Origin of the sequence: Streptomyces sp. BE303 (assembly GCF_036290945.1) — a bacterium.
GTDB lineage: Bacteria > Actinomycetota > Actinomycetes > Streptomycetales > Streptomycetaceae > Kitasatospora.
The window spans coordinates 16,605-32,044 of sequence record NZ_JAQYWZ010000352.1 but is presented as its reverse complement, the minus strand read 5'-3'; the positions used below and the strand labels follow the sequence as shown (position 1 = coordinate 32,044).

The 15,440-nt window shown below is 74.3% G+C and carries 13 protein-coding genes; 6 read left to right on the top strand and 7 right to left on the bottom strand.

Annotation, left to right across the window (positions count from 1 at the left end):
• Positions 1-35 precede the first annotated feature (35 nt).
• Entirely contained in the window at positions 36-368 is a 333-nt protein-coding gene (gene cutA, locus PUR56_RS05755; RefSeq protein WP_329948101.1) for a divalent-cation tolerance protein CutA, read from the bottom strand.
• Positions 369-581: 213 nt separating this feature from the next.
• On the opposite strand from cutA, the gene PUR56_RS05750 reads away from it, so the two are divergent.
• The 3 genes from PUR56_RS05750 (at position 582) to PUR56_RS05740 (ending at position 3,141) form a co-directional block, all read left to right on the top strand.
• Positions 582-1,676 carry a restriction endonuclease gene (locus PUR56_RS05750; protein WP_329948100.1) on the top strand — a complete coding sequence of 365 codons (1,095 nt, stop codon included), beginning with the start codon at positions 582-584 and terminating at the stop codon, positions 1,674-1,676.
• Positions 1,677-1,809: 133 nt separating this feature from the next.
• On the top strand, positions 1,810-2,727 hold the full coding sequence (locus tag PUR56_RS05745; protein ID WP_329948099.1) for an SDR family oxidoreductase: 918 nt from the start codon (positions 1,810-1,812) through the stop codon (positions 2,725-2,727).
• 18 nt (positions 2,728-2,745) lie between these two features.
• Positions 2,746-3,141 carry a DUF6191 domain-containing protein gene (locus tag PUR56_RS05740; RefSeq protein WP_329948098.1) on the top strand — a complete coding sequence of 132 codons (396 nt, stop codon included), beginning with the start codon at positions 2,746-2,748 and terminating at the stop codon, positions 3,139-3,141.
• Here the strand turns inward: PUR56_RS05740 and PUR56_RS05735 are convergent.
• Together PUR56_RS05735 and PUR56_RS05730 are read right to left on the bottom strand one after the other, a co-directional pair.
• Entirely contained in the window at positions 3,113-4,555 is a 1,443-nt protein-coding gene (locus PUR56_RS05735; RefSeq protein WP_329948097.1) for an SDR family NAD(P)-dependent oxidoreductase, read from the bottom strand. The genes PUR56_RS05740 and PUR56_RS05735 overlap by 29 nt on opposite strands.
• 260 nt (positions 4,556-4,815) lie before the next feature.
• Entirely contained in the window at positions 4,816-6,348 is a 1,533-nt protein-coding gene (locus PUR56_RS05730; RefSeq protein ID WP_329948096.1) for a carbohydrate binding domain-containing protein, read from the bottom strand.
• Between the two features lie 202 nt (positions 6,349-6,550).
• On the opposite strand from PUR56_RS05730, the gene PUR56_RS05725 reads away from it, so the two are divergent.
• Both PUR56_RS05725 and PUR56_RS05720 read left to right on the top strand, forming a co-directional pair.
• Positions 6,551-7,282, top strand: a complete 732-nt coding sequence (locus tag PUR56_RS05725; protein WP_329948095.1) for a GDSL-type esterase/lipase family protein — start codon at positions 6,551-6,553, stop codon at positions 7,280-7,282.
• Between the two features lie 109 nt (positions 7,283-7,391).
• Positions 7,392-8,348, top strand: coding sequence for an aldo/keto reductase (locus PUR56_RS05720; RefSeq protein WP_329948094.1), 957 nt, complete (start codon positions 7,392-7,394; stop codon positions 8,346-8,348).
• A 154-nt stretch (positions 8,349-8,502) separates the two neighbouring features.
• Here PUR56_RS05720 and PUR56_RS05715 read toward each other — a convergent pair whose 3' ends face one another.
• The 4 genes from PUR56_RS05715 to PUR56_RS05700 form a co-directional block, all read right to left on the bottom strand.
• On the bottom strand, positions 8,503-9,126 hold the full coding sequence (locus PUR56_RS05715; RefSeq protein WP_329879383.1) for a GNAT family N-acetyltransferase: 624 nt from the start codon (positions 9,124-9,126) through the stop codon (positions 8,503-8,505).
• Positions 9,127-9,200: 74 nt separating this feature from the next.
• The gene (locus tag PUR56_RS05710; protein WP_329879382.1) at positions 9,201-9,878 is read right to left on the bottom strand and encodes a nitroreductase family protein; all 678 of its coding nucleotides are present in this window, start codon (positions 9,876-9,878) and stop codon (positions 9,201-9,203) included.
• 107 nt (positions 9,879-9,985) lie between these two features.
• Positions 9,986-11,623: an ABC-F family ATP-binding cassette domain-containing protein gene (locus PUR56_RS05705; protein WP_329948093.1), complete on the bottom strand. Its 1,638-nt coding sequence runs from the start codon at positions 11,621-11,623 to the stop codon at positions 9,986-9,988.
• A gap of 178 nt (positions 11,624-11,801) precedes the next feature.
• Positions 11,802-13,040 carry a trypsin-like serine peptidase gene (locus PUR56_RS05700; protein WP_329948092.1) on the bottom strand — a complete coding sequence of 413 codons (1,239 nt, stop codon included), beginning with the start codon at positions 13,038-13,040 and terminating at the stop codon, positions 11,802-11,804.
• A 738-nt stretch (positions 13,041-13,778) separates the two neighbouring features.
• Here PUR56_RS05700 and PUR56_RS05695 point away from each other — a divergent pair.
• Positions 13,779-15,386 carry an ABC-F family ATP-binding cassette domain-containing protein gene (locus PUR56_RS05695; protein WP_329948091.1) on the top strand — a complete coding sequence of 536 codons (1,608 nt, stop codon included), beginning with the start codon at positions 13,779-13,781 and terminating at the stop codon, positions 15,384-15,386.
• Positions 15,387-15,440: the final 54 nt, after the last annotated feature.

Genomic DNA, 15,440 nt, shown 5'->3' with positions numbered 1-15,440 from the left:
TTCGGCTCGCCGGTTCCCTGTGCGCGCTCGCCGCCCTACCGGTCCGCGGTCTCGGCGTTCACCCAGTCCAGGTACGCGGCGCTTCCGGTCACCACCGGAACGCCGACGACCTCGGGGGTGTCGTACTCGTGCTCCTCTTCGACGAAGCGGGCGAGCGGGCCCGCCAGTGCCGCCCGGGTCTTGAAGTCGATCCGCCACTCGGCACCCTCCTGCACCTCGCCCTCCCACCAGTACACCGACCGGATCGGGTACACCTGCGCGCACGCCGCGAGGCGGGCCCGCACCACGTCCGCCGCCAGGGTCCGGGCCTTCGCCTCGTCGTCGTGGGTCGTCGTCACCACGACGAAGGCGCGATCTGTGGTCGTCATGCCGCGCAGCCTAGGCGGTTCGGGGCCGGTTCGAGTCCCGGCCCGGATCCGGGGCGGCCCCCGGGCCGGTCCGGGGCCCGCTCCGGAGGGCGGGGGCGCGTCGTGTCCAATCTGAAATCATCATCTGTGAGACAAAACTGACGGAGTGTCGAAAAATCCCCTACGGTTGCGCGTGCCAGCAGCACACCGCACGTCACCGTCAAGGGAGCACCTATGTCCCGGAGCCGGAAGCTCCACCGCGTCAGCAACCCCGACACCACCGAACGTCGCGCCCAGCGGATGCTGTTCCGTCACCTCCGTGACGACACCAACGCGAACCGCGGCCGGATGGCGAAGCGGGTGCGCGAGCTCCAGCTCCTGCTGGCGATGGACCCGGTCGAGTTCGAGCAGCTCGTCGCCCGCCTGATGGAGGCGATGGGCATGAAGGTCGAGCTCACGGCCCGGTCGAGGGACGGCGGGGTGGACGTGCGCGGGATCGACACGGACCCCTTCCGCGGCGGGAACGTCATCGTGCAGGTGAAGCGGTACCGGGACACGGTGACACCGTCGGCGGTGCGGGACCTCTACGGCACGCTCCAGCACGACCGGGCCGCGACGAAGGCCGTGCTCGTCACGACCAGCAAGTTCGGTCCCAGCTCGCACCAGTTCGTCGGGGGCAAGCCGATCACCCTGATCAACGGTGCCGAGCTGGTCGGGCTGCTCAAGCACCACGGCTTCCACGAGGTGTTCACGGTCGCCGAGGCGGACGTCGACGGCCCGGAGGCCGACGGCGAGGGACTGCCCGGGATCGAGGTCGCCGCCGAGCCGGCCCGACTCCTCCTGCACTGGACCGGCGAGGACGAGTACGACATCGCCGCCCTGGTCTGCCAGGGGAACAGGGCGATGTCGGACGAGCACCTGGTGTTCTACAACAACGGTTCCACGCCCGACGGTTCGGTCCGGCTGGTCACCGGCTACGACGACGCGAACGCCTGCCTGATGGTCGACTTCGACGCGCTGCCCGCCGAGGCCGACCGGCTCGTGATCATCGCCGCGGCCGACACCGAGAACCACCCGGCGGCGACCATGGCCGGTTTCGCCGGCCCGGCCCTGATCCTCGAAGCCGGCGCCGACCAGCCCGCGGCCGTGGCACACCTGGCCGACGGGGCCGGGACCAACACCGCGATGCGGCTCGGACGGTTCGACCGCGACACCGACGGGAACTGGGACTTCACCCCCGCCCTCGCCGGGTACCCGGGCGGACTGCGTCAGGCCGTCGTCGCCTACGGCCTGGAGGTCGAGGAGGCCGCACCGGAACCGGTCGGGTAGCGGCTGCCCGGCGCGACCGCGCCTGCGCACGCCCCCGCGCCCGAGCCCGCCCCCGCCGTGCCGCGCTCGCCGCCACGCCGGGTGCGGCCCCGGCGACGCCGCAGCGCGGGACCTCCGGCGTAGGCTCCGGCGCATGCCGAGGACACTGGAGAACAAGGTGGCCCTGGTCGCCGGAGCGACCCGAGGCGCAGGCCGGGGGATCGCCGTCGAGCTGGGTGCACAGGGGGCGACCGTGTACGTGACGGGGCGCAGCACCAAGGGGAAGCGCTCGGAGTACGACCGGCCGGAGACCGTCGAGGAGACCGCCGAACTGGTCACGGCCGCGGGCGGCACGGGCATCCCCGTGGTCTGCGACCACCTGGAGTCCGCCCAGGTCGAGGCCCTGGTGAGGCGGATCGACACCGACCAGGGCGGCCGGCTGGACGTCCTGGTCAACGACGTCTGGGGCGGCGAGCTGCTCTTCGAGTGGGACAGCACGGTCTGGGAGCACGACCTGGACAAGGGCCTGCGGCTGCTCCGGCTCGCCGTCGACACCCACGCGATCACCAGCCACCACGCGCTGCCGCTCCTGCTGCGCACGCCCGGCGGGCTGGTGGTCGAGATGACCGACGGCACGGCCGAGTACAACGCCGACCGGTACCGGGTGTCGTTCTTCTACGACATCGCCAAGTCCGCGGTGCTGCGGATGGCGTTCGCGCTCGGTCACGAGCTCGGCCCGCGCGGGGCGACGGCGGTGGCCCTCACGCCGGGCTGGATGCGCTCCGAGATGATGCTCGACACCTTCGGCGTGACCGAGGCGAACTGGCGTGACGCGACCGGGCGCATCCCGCACTTCGCCATCTCCGAGACGACGTCGTACGTGGGCCGCGCGGTCGCGGCGCTGGCCGCGGACCCCGAGGTGTCCCGGTGGAACGGCCGGTCGCTCAGCAGCGGCGGGCTGGCCCGGGTCTACGGCTTCACCGATCTCGACGGCAGCCGTCCCGACGCCTGGCGGTACATGGTGGAGGTCCAGGACCCTGGCCTCCCGGCCGACACCACCGGCTACCGGTAGCCGCGGCGGAACCTCCCCGTGCGGCCGGTGCGTTGGGCGGACGTGGTGATGGTGACCGTGGTGATCGTCCTCGTGGCGCTGGTGACCGGGCTGGTCGCGCTGGTGTGGGCCGGCCAGGCGGCGCGTCGGGCCCGGCTGACCGGGCGGGCGGCCGGACCTGCGAGGTCCGGCGGCGCCGTCGTGCCGGGGATGACGGCGTTCGAGGAACTGCACGCCCTGTTCAGTGCAGGCAAGCGCGTCCAGGTCGAGCAGCGTCAGGCCCGGCTCGTCCTGCGTGACGACGACCGGGCCGGCGCCCCGCCCCGGACGGGTGTCGACCTGGACGCGGGCACCGCGGTCCTCCGACGAGGGCAGGACCGGGGACGGGGGACGGGGGAGGGCGGTGTCACCACGTCGCCTCCCGGTAGTCCTTGAGGAAGGTGCCCGAGACCGGGGAGCCGGCCTCGCCGCGCACGATCGGGTCGTAGACGCGGGCGGCGCCGTCGACGATGTCGAGCGGGGTGCGGAAGCCGTCGGCGGCGAGCCTGGTCTTCTTCGGGGCCGGGTTCTCGTCGGTGATCCAGCCGGTGTCGACGGCGCACATGTGCACGCCCCGGGCGGCGAGTTCCTCGGCGCTGGTGCGGGTGAGCATGTTGAGCGCGGCCTTGGCCATGTTGGTGTGGGGGTGCCCGCCGGTCTTGTTGCGGACGGCGAACCGGCCCTCGACCGCCGTGACGTTGACGATGTAGCGGCGCGGGTGGGGTGAGGCGAGCAGCAGCGGAAGCAGCCGGTCGCAGAGCAGGGCCGGGGCGAGGGCGTTCACCAGCTGGGTCTCCAGCAGCTCGGCCGGATCGAGCGAACCGAGCCGGGCCGACCAGGAGTTGGCCGGTGCGAGGTCGGGCAGCAGCCCGGCCTCGTCGGTCGGGTCGGCCCGCTCCGGCAGTACGGCGGGGGCCGGTGATCCGCCCGGGAGGGCGAGGCCGGTGGTCGGCCAGGCCGGGGTGAGCGCGGGCATCGGCCGGAATCCGGGCGCGTGCACCACGGCGCGGGCGTCGGCGGCGGCCAGTGCGGACCGCTCGCCCGCGGCGAGCCGGGCGTACGACTCCGGCGGGCGCCGCAGGGTCTGCGCGGCGTTGTTGACCAGGATGTCCAACGGGGCGCCCTCGGAGCGCAGCCGGTCGGTGAGGCCGAGGACCTGGCGGGGGTCGCGCAGGTCGATGCCGACCACGGTGAGCCGGTCCCACCACTCCTCGCTGCCCTCCGCCGCGCGGAAGCGGCGCACGGTGTCGTGCGGGAACCGGCTGGTGACCACCAGCCGGGCGCCGTCGCGCAGCATCATCAGCGCCAGCTGGTGGCCGATCTTCACCCGGCCGCCGGTCAGCAGCGCACGGCGGCCGTGCAGATCGGTGGAGAGGGCGCGGCGGGCGGTGTTGTCGGCGGCGCAGGAGCGGCAGAGCATGTGGTAAAAGGCGTCCACCTCGCGGTAGTGCTGCTTGCAGACGTAGCAGCGGCGCCCGCCCCGGAGCCGGCCGACGGACCCGGCGGTGGGCCCCCCGGCGGGCCCCGTGTCGGGCCCCGGGGCGAGCGCGGCGTCCTCGCGGCGGTCGCGCGCGCCGGTGGCGGTGGCGGCGAGCAGTTCGGCGTCGGCGGCGCGGGCCTCGGCGCGCAGGGCCTGGCGGCGGCGCTTGCGGCTCTCGCGGACGAAGGACTCCAACTGGCGCTCGGCGTGCTGCCTGGTCCGGTGGTCGGTGGGCAGGGCCCGCAGGCGGCCGAGGGTGCGGCTGAACGCGGCCAGCTCCTCGGGGGAGACCTCGTCGGTGGTCGTGTCGTCGTCGCTCCGGACCGCCATGTCCGCCCCCCTTGTGCTGCTGCCGAGTGGTCCCGCGAGGCGGTCCCGGCCGGAGGCGAACCGGCGTGTCCGCCGTGAGGCGGCGCGCCTGCCTCTGCGTGGCTCCCGGGCCGTGGGAGGACTGTAGCGGGAGGCTCGGGAACGCACGATCGAATATCCCGGGAGGGGGGCGGGAGGCCCCGGACGTGCCGGTGCCGGTGGTTCCCGCCCGGAGGAGGGGGGACCACCGGCACCCGGGTGCGCGTCGGAGCGCCGGCGGGTCAGCCGGCGTAGGGGGCGAGGATCTTCGCGAACTCGTACGGCTGCTGCGGGATGTTGGTGCACTTGAACAGACCGCCGGTGCAGGCGTTCGCGTCCCGGGTGGCGTCCCAGAAGGACAGCATGCCGAGGTGGTGCTGCCGGGCGAAGGCGACCAGCTGCCGGGCGTCCGCCTGGTCGTAGACCTGGTGGTCGTCGTTCTCGCCGATCATCGGCGTGACCCCGACCGTGGCCCACAGCTGGGCGTCGCTCTTCGCCGGGTACAGGACCTTGAGCTGTCCGTACAGCGACTGCGCGGCCTGCACGGCGGCGTCGCCGTAGTCGGTGCCGGCCCGGTAGTAGTCCATCGCCATGATGTTGACGACGTCGACGTTCACACCGGCGTCCCGGGCCGAGCGGACGATGGCGACGCCCTCGGCGGTCAGACCCTCGGGCAGCACCGGCAGGGTGAACGAGACCCTCAGCCCGGGGTGGGCCTTCTGCAGCCGGGCCAGTGCGGCGGACCGGCGCTCGTTGGCTGCGGTGTCGGCGATCGCGGCGCCCTCGATGTCGAAGTCGACGTGGCGCAGGCCGTAGGCGTTCACCACGGCCTCGTACTCGGCGAACAGGGAGTCCACCGTGGTGCAGGCCGCGGCGAGTTCGGTGCCGCCGGCGCCGCCGAAGGAGACCTTGACGTCGCCGCCGGCCGCGCGGAGCGCGTCGACCTGCTCCTTGGCCCAGCCGGTGCGCGGGTCGTAGGCGTTGAACCAGCTGGCCCTGCAGCCGACTCCGGTGACGAAGCCCATGGTGAAGGACTTGAGGTTGCCGGCCGCGGCCATCGCGGGCAGCGACGGCGTGGGCCAGGCGCCCATGTCGATGTACGGGGCCACCGGGAGAGCCACGCCCGGCGCCGGGGTGGTCGGGCCGGTCGGGTTCGGCGTGGTCGGCGGGGTGCTGGTGGGCGGTGCGGTGGTCGGCGGCGCGGTGGTGGGCGGCGGGGTGCTGGGGGTGCCGCCGGGCCCGGAGAGCGTGACGTCGTCGGCCAGGTAGGCGCCCTGCCCGTACCACCCGTGCAGGTAGACGGTGACGCCGGTGGTGGCCGGCCCGGTGGTGAAGGTGGTGGAGAGCTGGTGCCAGCCGCTCCCGCCGGGCGTCCAGACGGCGGGGTCGGTGACGCCGTTGCCGGTCGCGCCGAGGTACACGTACTGGCCCTGGACCCAGGCGCTCAGCGTGTACTTGGTGCCGGGCTGCACCGCGACGGTCTGGCCGCACTGCGCGGTGTCGCTGCTCCCGGCGGCCCCCCGGAGCGCGTACGAGCCGCCGTGGGCGCCGGAGCCGGTCACGCTGCCGGTGGTGCCGGAGCAGCTCCACGGGCCGAGCGTGCCGCTCTCGAACCCGGCGTTGCCGAGCAGGTTCCCGTCCGCCGCACCGGCGTTCCCGGCGATGGTGGCGAGCCCGCCGGCGGCGAGGGCGACGGCGCCGGCGAGGCCGAGGAGTTTGGTCCGGGTGGACGGTCGGCGGTGTCGGGCGGGGGCGTCGTGGGGCGCGCGTGGCATGGGGGTGCCTCTCGGGGACGGGGCCGCCGCCCGTCGCGCGAGGGGGAGGTGGCGCGACGGGCGGCGGTGGAGAAGGTGGTCCGGTGGGGGAGTTGCGCGGTGCTGCCCAACAAACTGGACTAGACCTCCTGGGCACGTCAAGAACCTCCGGTGCATCGGAGGCGGGTCGCAGCCGGGCTTACGTGGACCTTAAGGTTCCGGCATGACCGGAGACATGACGAGGAATCTTCGCATCTGCTTCATCGGGGACTCCTTCACCCAGGGCGTCGGCGACCCGGAGTTCCGTGGCTGGGTGGGCCGGGTGATGGCGGCCACCTGGGCCGACCTGGCCGGGAGCGCGGCGGGCGGGGTCGGCGCGGTGGGCGGCGGGGCCGGCGCGGAGGAGGGCGGGGGCGCCCGGTCCGCCGACGTGACCGTGTTCAACCTGGGCGTCCGTCGGAACACCTCGGCCGACGTGCTGGCCCGCTGCTGGACCGAGACGGGGGTGCGCGCACTGCCGGGGGCGGACAACCGGCTGGTGCTGTCGGTGGGCGCCAACGACACGACGATCGAGGACGGCCGCCCCCGGGTCGAGCCGGAGCAGTGCCTGGCGAACGTCGCCGACCTCCTCGACGGTGCCCGCGAACGCGGCTTCGCGGCCCTGGTGGTGGGACCGCCCCCGGTGGCCGACGGCGGCGAGGAGCGGCTGGCCCGGCAGCTGGAGCTGTCCGAGGGGATCGCCGCCCTCTGCGGCGCCCGCGGAGTGTCGTTCGTCGACGTGACGCGCGCACTGGCCGAGGATCCGCTCTGGGTCGCGGAGGCCCTCGCCGGGGACGGCGCGCACCCGGGCGCGGGCGGGTACGGGCGGCTGGCGGAGCTGGTGCTGCGGGGAGGGTTCCGCGAGTGGCTGGCGGACGGCCGGGTGCGACACGCCGCGGTGGCCGGCCGGGCTTGACCTAGAGCGCACTCGAAGGGACAGGCTGTTCACCGGTGAGCCACCCGGTGCCGCTTCCGGGCCGCCGGGAGCCGAACCACCCGCCGTTGACCCACGAAGGAGAACCGTCATGCGCAATGCCACGCTCGGCAGCGAGGGCCCCGAGGTCGGAGTGATCGGCCTCGGTTGCATGGGGATGACCTGGGCCTACGACCCGCAGAGCCGCGACGACGAGACTTCGATCGGCGTGATCCGGCAGGCCCTGGACCTCGGCGTCACGCTGATCGACACGGCCGACATCTACGGCCCGTACAGCAACGAGGAGGTGGTCGGCGCAGCCCTGGCCGGCCCCCACCGGGAGCGTGCGGTGCTGGCGACCAAGGTGGGACTGGTGCCCGGCAGCGGCACCGAGCGGGTGGTCCGCAACGGCCGGCCCGAGCACGTCCGGCAGGCGATCGACGCGAGCCTGCGCCGGCTCGGCACCGACCACGTCGACCTGTACCAGCTGCACCGGGTGGACCCGGAGGTGCCGATCGAGGAGACCTGGGGCGCGCTGGCCGAGGCGGTCGAGGCCGGCAAGGCCCGCCGGATCGGGCTCTCCGAGGTGGGTGTCGAGGAGATCAAGCGGGCGCAGGCGGTGCACCCCGTGGCGTCCGTGCAGTCCGAACTGTCGCTCTGGACCCGGGACGCGCTGGCCGAGGTGCTGCCGTACACCGAGGCGGAGGGCATCGCCTTCCTGCCGTTCTCGCCGCTCGGCCGGGGCTTCCTGACCGGCAGCATCTCGTCCTTCGACGAGCTGCCGGCGGACGACTTCCGCCGCTCGCTGCCGCGCTTCCAGCAGGACGCCCTGAAGGCGAACCTGGCGCTGGTGGAGAGGGTCGGGGCGGTCGCGGAGCGGGTCGGCGGGACGCCCGCCCAGGTGGCGCTGGCGTGGGTGCTGGCGCAGGGGCGGTACGTGCTGCCGATCCCGGGCACCAGGACGCCGCGCTACCTGGTCGACAACGCGGCGGCGGCCGAGCTGGTGCTCTCGGCGGCCGACCTCGCCGAGCTGGACGCGCTGCCGGCGCCGACCGGCGGGCGGTACTGAACCGCCCCGTGCGGCGGTCCGCCCGGTCCGCCCGGTCCGCCCGGCACACCCGGCACACCCGGCGTGCCCGGCGGGGCGGTGGCCGTCGCCGGCGGTCACCGCCCCGCCCGGTGGCCGCGCCCGGCCCGGCGGCGACGGCCCCGCCCGGCCGCGCTCAGTGCCCCTTGACCCAGACCATCTTCCGCCCGGTCTCGCCCGGTGCCCGCAGCGCGGCGCCGGTGACCCGGTCGAGCCGGTAGCCGAGCCTGCGCGGCACGGCGGCGCTGGCGGTGTTGGCCTCGTCGCAGTGGATCTCGATCCGCCCGATGCCGGGCAGGGCCAGCGCCGCCTCCGTCACGGCCCCGGCCGCGGTGGTGGCGATGCCCCGCCCGAGGTGGTCGGCGCTCAGCCAGTAGCCGAGTTCCAGCGCGCCCGGGCCGATCCGCCCGTGCAGGCCGAACGAGCCGATCACCCGCCCGGGTTCGGCGTCCAGGCCGACCAGGTAGATGAAGTCGGTGCCGGCGTCCCAGGCCGCGGAGCCGGCCACGGCGAGTTCGGCGGTCTGGGCGGGGGTGGGTGCCTCGGCGGCCCACTCCAGCCAGGGCCGCAGGTGTTCCAGGTTGGCCCGGACTGCGGCGTTGAGCGCGGGTGCGTGGGCGGGGGACCGGCGGTGCAGCGTGATGCCCCCGGCCGGCCGCAGGAGTTCCGGCGGCCGGCCGGGGGTGACCGCCCCGGGGGCGGTGCGCGGAGTCCCGGGCCTGGGCACGTCCCCGCACGGTTGTGGCATGACGTGGCTCATGACAGCGATTATGGCGACGTCCTGTACCTGTCACCACCGGCCGTCGCCGCGCGGCGGCACCGCCCGGGGGCGCGTCAGAGGCGCACCAGCACCTCGTCGAGCTCCTTGCGCTGCAGATCCGGCACGCGCGCCCCCTCGGCGGGGTAACCGACCGGGATCACGTAGGCGGCCCGTTCCTCCAGGGGCCGTTCGCACACCTCGTTGAGGAACTTCATCGGGCTCGGGGTGTGGGTGAGAGTGGCCAGGCCCGCCTGGTGCAGCGACGCGAGCAGCAGGCCGACCGCGATCCCCACCGACTCCTTGGTGTAGTACGGGCGTGGCGAGTTGGGGCCCTTGTGCACCTCGAAGACGACGATCACGGCCGGGGCGTCCTCCAGGAACGGCTTCTCCCAGTCGGTGCCGATCGGCGCCAGTGCGGCCAGCCACTCCGGGGAGGCCCGGTGGGCGTAGAACTCGCGCTCCTCCGCCTCGGCGGCCTCGCGCAGCCGCCGCTTGCGCTCCGGGTCGGTGATCACCACGAACCGCCACGGCTGGACGTGCGCGCCGCTCGGCGCGGTGTTGGCGGTACGGATCGCCCACTCGACCACGTCGTCCGGGATCGGACGGGTCGAGTAGTCGCGGACGGTCCGGCGCTGCGCCATCACGTCGTGGAAGGACCTGCTCCGTGCCCCGGCCTCGTGGGCGGGCACCGTCATCGGGCGGAGCGGGACGCTCGGGTACGGCGTCCCGGCTGCCACAGTGCTGTCAACCATGGGCGACAGCACAGCACATGACGACCGGCCGGGGAAGGGGTCAGGTTCGGACCACATCCCCGGGCCGGTCGCGCGGACCGGTGCTCGCGCCCGGACGGCCGGGCGCCTCAGCTCTCCTGCACGCGGCCCCCGCCGACCTCGATCCGCCGGTTCACCGAGACGGTGTCCAGCATCCGGCGGTCGTGCGTGACCAGCAGCAGCGTGCCGGTGTAGGAGGCCAGCGCCGACTCCAACTGCTCGATGGCGGCCAGGTCCAGGTGGTTGGTGGGCTCGTCCAGCACCAGCAGGTTCACCCCGCGCGCCTGGAGCAGCGCGAGCGCGGCCCGGGTCCGCTCACCCGGGGAGAGGGTGCCGGCGGGGCGCCTCACGTGCACCGCCTTCAGGCCGAACTTGGCCAGCAGGGTGCGCACCTCCTCCGGCGACAACTCCGGTACGGCGGCGGCGAACGCGTCGGACAGCGGCTCCCCGCCGAGGAACAGCCCGCGTGCCTGGTCCACCTCGCCGACCACCACGCCGGAGCCCAGGGCGGCGCTGCCGGAGTCGAGTTCGAGGCGGCCGAGCAGTGCGGCCAGCAGGGTGGACTTGCCGGCGCCGTTGGCGCCGGTGATGGCGACCCGGTCGGCCCAGTCGATCTGGAGGTCCACCGGGCCGAGGACGAAGTCCCCGCGCCGGACGGTGGCCCCGCGCAGGGTGGCGACCACGGAACCGGAGCGCGGCGCGGTGGCGATCTCCATCCGCAGCTCCCACTCCTTGCGGGGCTCGTCGACCACGTCCAGCCGCTCGATCATCCGCTGGGTCTGCCGCGCCTTGGACGCCTGCTTCTCGGTGGACTCGGTCCGCATCGCGCGGCCGATCTTGTCGTTGTCGGAGGACTTGCGGCGGGCGTTGCGCACGCCGTGCTCCATCCAGCCGCGCTGCATCCGGGCCCGGGCCTCCAGACCGGCCTTGGTGTCGGCGTACTCCTCGTACTCGTCACGGGCGTGCCGACGGGCCGTCGCGCGCTCCTCCAGGTACGCGTCGTAGCCGCCGCCGTACAGGTTGACCTGCTGCTGGTGCAGGTCCAGCTCCAGCACCCTGGTCACCGTGCGGGCCAGGAACTCGCGGTCGTGGCTGATCAGCACGGTGCCCGCGCGCAGACCCTTGACGAAGGACTCCAGCCGCTCCAGGCCCTCCAGGTCGAGGTCGTTGGTGGGCTCGTCGAGCAGGAAGACGTCGTAGCGGGAGAGCAGCAGCGAGGCGAGACCGGCCCGGGCGGCCTGGCCGCCGGAGAGCGCGGTCATCGGCAGGTCGAGGGAGACCTTCAGCCCGAGCGAGTCGGCGACCTCCTCCGCCCGCTCCTCCAGGTCGGCGCCGCCCAGCTCCAGCCAGCGGTCCAGGCTCGACGCGTAGGCGTCGTCGGCGCCCGCCACGCCGTCCACCAGGCCCTGGGTGGCCTCGTCCAGCTCGGCCTGCGCGGCGGCGACCCCGGTCCGGCGGGCCAGGAAGTCGCGGACCGACTCGCCCGGGCGGCGCTCCGGTTCCTGGGGGAGGTGGCCGATGTTGGCGGAGGCCGGGCTGAGGCGCAGCGAGCCGCCCTCGGGGGTGTCCAGGCCGGCCAGCAGGCGGAGCAGGGTCGACTTCCCTGCCCCGTTGACGCCGACCAGACCGATCACGTCGCCGGGGGCGACGACCAGGTCCAGGCCGGAGAAGAGGGTGCGCTCGCCGTGGCCGGCGGCGAGGTCCTTGACGACGAGTGTGGCGCTCATGATGGACCCGATTCTAGGCGGGCCGCGGGGGCCGGTGCGGGGGAGGCCGGGGACCGCCGGCCGGGGGCGCGTGCGAGGGGTGCGGGGGAACTGCCGTCCGGGACCGTCGGGAACGCCGCCGGGGCCGCAGCGGAGGTGCTGCGGCCCCGGCGGGGGCGGGCTCAGAACGTGCCCGAGGTCACTTGCTCTTCTTGGAGAAGTAGTCCAGCGCGTGCTGGGCCACGTCGTCCAGGTACGGGCCGGCCTCCCAGGTGTTGTCGGACCCGCCGATGGAGGTGTCCGAGACCAGCACCTGCTTGCCGTCCTTGGTGGTGAACCAGCCGCCGCCGCTGTCGCCGCCGGTGCCGTTGCAGCCGGTCATCAGCATCGTCGGGCGGGCCGGGTCCATCGAGCGGCGGGCCGGCTTCCCGCTGTCGCAGTGCTCCAGCTCCATGCCGTCGAAGGGCTTGCCGGCCGGGTAGCCGTAGCTGCTCACGGCGGTGATCTGGTCGCGCGGGGCGTTGAACCAGATCGGCACCGAGCCGCCGACGACCTCCTCCAGGGACCTGCCGCTGCCGTCCGGGTTGGCCACCCGGAGGATGCCGAAGTCGTACTGGCTCCACGGGCCGCCGTTCTCCGGGTCCGCCTCGCCCGCCCACTGCGGGGCGATCACGCCCGCGACCGCGCCCCACTCGCCGTACGGCTCGGCCTGCGCGAGGGAACCCTGCTTGCCGCCGCTCAGCGCACCGGTGCTGTTGAACGCCGGGGCGAAGGTGATGTTGGTGTGGTACTTGCCGCCCTTGCCGCCGTGCAGGCAGTGGCTCGCCGTCCACACCAGGTTGCTCCGGCCGGGGTTGGCCGGGTCGGAGACCACGGTGCCGGAGCAGACGTACTCCTCGCTGCCCTTCTGGAAGAACAGCTTGCCGTTCACGTGGTACTGCTTCGCGAACGGGTGCGGGACGGGCTTCTCCTCGATCAGCTTCGGCTGCGGGTCGTTGCCGCCGTCCCCCGGGGGCTGCGTGGTCGGCTGGGCCGGCCGGCTGGGCTGGGCCGTGGGCTGCGCGGGCGGCTGGGTGGGCGCCGCGCCGGTGGGCTGGGCGGCCGTCGGCTGCGCGGTGGGCTGCCCGCCCGGGCCCGGCTTGTAGGGCTTGGCCTCCAGGATCTTCTGCAGGTCCCAGTAGCCCTTGACGGCCGGGGTGATCACGTTCTGCTGGGCCCACTTGTCCCAGTCGTCGAAGTTCCACTTCTTCAGCTCGTCGACGCTGGGCAGCTTGAGCGGCGCCGCACCCGGCTTGTCGGTGGTTCCGGCGGTGGCCGCGGCGGTCGGCGCCGCGACCGGGTCGGTGTTCTCCGGGCCGCACGCGGTCGCGACGACCACGGTCAGTGCGACGACGGAGGCGCCCAGCGCGGCGCGCGTCGCCCGGGATATCGGTGACATGTGTTCAGTTCCCCCTGTGGATGCACGCCACGGCGCCGCGCGGCCCGGAGGCCCGCGGGTGTGGCGGTTGTGGCAGGGGAGGAGTCTGCCACGCGGTGCGGACCGGTCCCGGTCCCCGGAGCGGTCCGGGGCGCGGCTGTCACCGGATCGGCACGCGATCGGCACGGAACGCCCAACGGAACGCCCGACGGAACGCCGGGGCGGGCGGCAGGGCAGGTGGCAGAGCAGGTGGCAGAGCTGGTGGCAGGGGGGCGGGGCGGCCTGCGGATCGGTGGGCGAGCGGTGGATCCCCACGTCGGCGCCCGGTCGGCGGGACCGTCGGGGGAAAACCGGTTGCACGGCCCTGCGCGCCTTCGTAGCGTGGTCCCCGTCAGCCCGCCAGAACAGGAGAAGGCCGTTGCTCTACTGAGGTCCCGAGACACCGCCCCCGCCGCGCCGCAGCCATGTCGCTGCCCGCGGTCCGTGAGTGTGCGAGTGCCCGACCTCAGTGGTGAGCCGACCCGGCGTCCCCCGTCCTGCTGACGACCCCGGTCGCCCGTTTCCGGCCCACCCCTTCCGGCCTCCGCCTCCCCCCCGCGGTGTCTCCCGTGTTGCCCTGCGACCCCGAGTCGCCCCGCGACCGCACCGCCGTTCCGCGACGCCGCCGTTCCACGGCCGCGTCCCCGCCGGACGGCCGTCGGGCCGCTCCACGACCACGGCCGGTGACCGGCCACGTCCGGCAATGCCCGGGAGGCTTCCATGGCACAACCCACCACCTCGCTCCTCTGCACCGACCTCTCCTTCGAGTGGCCGGACGGCAGGCCCGTCCTCGACGGCTTCCACCTCGCGGTCGGCCCCGGGCGCACCGGACTGATCGGGCTCAACGGCGCCGGGAAGTCCACCCTGCTGCGGCTGCTGGCCGGTGAACTCACCCCCGCCTCCGGCACCGTCAAGGCGGCCGGGGAGATCGGCTACCTGCCGCAGGGCCTCACCCTGGACACCGCCCTGCGGGTCGACGAGGCGCTCGGCGTCCGGGCCGTCCGCGAGGCCCTGCACGCCGTCGAGGCCGGCTCCACCGACCAGCGCCACTTCGACGCGGTCGGCGACGACTGGGACGTCGAGGAGCGCGCCCGCGCCCTCCTCGACCGGCTCGGCCTGCACCGGCTCGACCTGGACCGCACCACCGGCGAACTCTCCGGCGGGGAAGCGGTGCTGATGCGCCTCGCCGCCCTGCTGCTGCGCCGTCCCGACGTCCTGCTGCTCGACGAGCCGACCAACAACCTCGACCGGGCCGCCCGCGAGCGGCTCTACGAGACGGTGGCCGGCTGGGGCGGCGTGATGGTGATCGTCAGCCACGACCGCGAGCTGCTGCAACACGTCGACCAGATCGCCGAACTGAGGGACGGGCAGGTCTCGTGGTACGGCGGCAACTTCGCCGAGTACGAGCGCACCGTCGCCGCCCAGCAGGAGACGGCCGAGCGGCTCCTGCGCAGCGCCGAGGCCGACGTCGAGCGCCAGAAGCGGGACCTCACCGAGGCGCGGACCAAGCTGGATCGCAGCGCGAGCTACGGCAGGAAGCGCTCGGTCACCCGCAACGATCCGCACATCTTCGCCGGGAAGCTCAAGCGCCAGGGCCAGGAGACCGCCGGCCGCCTCCAGGGCATGCACACCGAGCGACTGGAGGAGGCGAGGCGCCGGCTCACCACCGCCGAGGAGGCGGTCCGGGACGACGCCGAGATCCGGATCGACCTGCCCCGTACCGCCGTTCCGGCGGGCCGCACCGTCCTCACCCTGGACAAGGTCCGACTGCCCTACGGCGCCACCGCCGACCTCGACCTGCGCGGACCGGAGCGGATCGCCCTGGTCGGCCGCAACGGATCCGGCAAGACCACCCTGCTGCGCACCATCGCCGGTGAACTCGCCCCGCTGCAGGGCGAGGTGACCACACCGGTGCCGCTGCGCCACCTCCCGCAGCGGCTCGACCTGCTGGACGACGGCCTGACGGTCGCGGGGAACGTCAAGCTGTTCGCGCCCGGTGCCGGGGACAACGCGATCAGGGCCCGGCTCGCCCGCTTCCTGTTCCGCGGCGGCCGGGCCGACCAGCTCGCCGCCACGCTCTCCGGCGGCGAGCGGTTCCGCGCGACGCTGGCGGCGCTGCTGCTGGCCGACCCGCCGCCGCAGCTGCTGCTGCTCGACGAGCCGACCAACAACCTCGACCTGGCCAGTGTCCGCCAGCTCACCCAGGCGCTCGCCGCCTACCGGGGCGCCCTGGTCGTGGCCAGCCACGACCTGCCGTTCCTGCGCGGCCTCGGGATCACCCGCTGGCTGGAGCTGGACGGCGAGCTGAGGAGGGTGGAGCCGATGTGACGATCGGTGTCTCGGCCCGGTCGGCGCGGGTCGGCGCCCGGGCCGAGACGCCGG